The sequence below is a fragment of the Halomonas sp. 707D4 genome (assembly GCF_024158685.1).
Classification (GTDB): domain Bacteria; phylum Pseudomonadota; class Gammaproteobacteria; order Pseudomonadales; family Halomonadaceae; genus Vreelandella.
The window spans coordinates 1-1486 of the sequence record NZ_JAMZBD010000630.1 but is presented as its reverse complement, the minus strand read 5'-3'; the positions used below and the strand labels follow the sequence as shown (position 1 = coordinate 1486).

Below are 1486 nucleotides of genomic sequence, written 5' to 3'. Positions count from 1 at the left end.
GCCCGGGCCATGGACGAGGCGATCCGCCATCTGGAGCAGAGCCTCGGCCGCGCCCCGGAGGAGGGCGAGATCGCCCGCCACCTGGAGATGCCGCTGGCCGAGTACCAGCAGCTTCTCAACGATACCAACAGCGGCCACCTGCTGCCCTTCGAGGAGCTGCTCGAGGAGGGCAGCGAGCCCGCCCAGGAAGCCCTGAACGCGCCCTTCGAGGAGCTGCTCGACGGCCAGCAGCGCGCCACGCTGATCGCGGCGATCGAGGCGCTGCCCGAACGCGAGAAGCTATTGATGGCGCTCTACTACCAGGAAGAGCTCAACCTCAAGGAGGTCGGGGCGGTGCTGGGCGTGACCGAATCGCGCGTCTCCCAGCTGCACAGCCAGGCGATCAGCCGCCTGCGCGCGCGCCTGCACGAGGCCGAGTGAGCCGCTTCGCTTTTTCAACCCCACGACCGGCGAGGAGCCGTTGATGAACCCCTCTACCCTGATCGGAATAGGCGCCAGCATCCTCTTGCTGGTGAGCGTGCTGTTCTTTACCGCGGAGTCCCCGGAAAGCTTCATCAACCTGCCGGGGCTTGCCATCGTCATCACCGGCACCCTGGCGGCGACGTTCATCAGCTACCCGCTCAAGGAAGTGGTGCGCGTGGTGCGCCTGGTCGGGCTGGTGTTTCGCCGCGAGAACACCTTCGTGCGCGACGACATCGACGAGCTGGTGGCCATGGCCCGGCTGTGGTTCAAGGGCGACGTGCGCGCGGTCGAGCGCGAGCTCGAGCACACCCGCAACCCGTTTCTGCGCACCGGTATCCAGCTCGTGATCGCCAACACCAAGGAGGACGAGATCTTCGATATGCTGCGCTGGCGCATCGCCCGGCTCAAGGCGCGCGAGCACGCCGAGGCGCAGATCTTTCGCACCATGGCGACCTACGCCCCGGCCTTCGGCATGATCGGCACCCTGGTGGGCCTGGTCAACATGCTGGAAGTGATGGACGCCGGTGACCTTGAGGTGATCGGCCCGCGCATGGCGGTGGCGCTTCTGACCACCTTCTACGGCATTTTGCTTGCCAACCTGGTGTTCAAGCCGATCGCGGTGAAGCTCGAGCGGCGCACCGAGGAGCGCCTGATCACCATGAACATGGTGCTCGAGGGCATCTCGCTGATCACCAAGCGTCGCCTGCCGTCGTTCATCGAAGAGACGTTGAACTCCTTCGTCGCCAACTACCACGACGAGATTCGCGACCCCCACGTCAAGCCACGCCCGGACGACGGCGCGACGGCCAAGGGGTAGCACCATGCTCGACCACGACGCCCGTCACGCGCTGGAATCGCCCTTCACCGGCAACGAAGGCGACGAAGGGTGGCTGACCAGCTACCTGGACGTGCTGACGCTTCTGATCACGCTGTTCGTGCTGTTGCTGGCGCTGACGCCGGCGGGCACCGGCGAGCGCGCCCGCGAGGTCGCCGAGGCGGGCAGCGGCCTGATGCCGTTCGCCTC

General features: G+C 66.5%; 3 protein-coding genes. All 3 read left to right on the top strand.

Annotated features, from left to right (window positions below; genetic code table 11):
• On the top strand, window positions 1-420 hold a 420-nt coding region (locus BIS11_RS17390), incomplete at its 5' end, for a sigma-70 family RNA polymerase sigma factor (RefSeq protein WP_253586699.1).
• Window positions 421-463: 43 nt separating this feature from the next.
• On the top strand, window positions 464-1279 hold the full coding sequence (locus BIS11_RS17385; protein ID WP_253423282.1) for a motility protein A: 816 nt from the start codon (window positions 464-466) through the stop codon (window positions 1277-1279).
• 4 nt (window positions 1280-1283) lie between these two features.
• Window positions 1284-1486, top strand: a 203-nt coding sequence (locus tag BIS11_RS17380) for a flagellar motor protein MotB (protein WP_301286509.1), incomplete at its 3' end; no start/stop codon positions are given.

Coding starts and splice junctions, on each gene's coding strand:
- BIS11_RS17385 (WP_253423282.1), top strand. CDS start 464: ATGAACCCCTCTACCCTGATCGGAATAGGCGCCAGCATCCTCTTGCTG.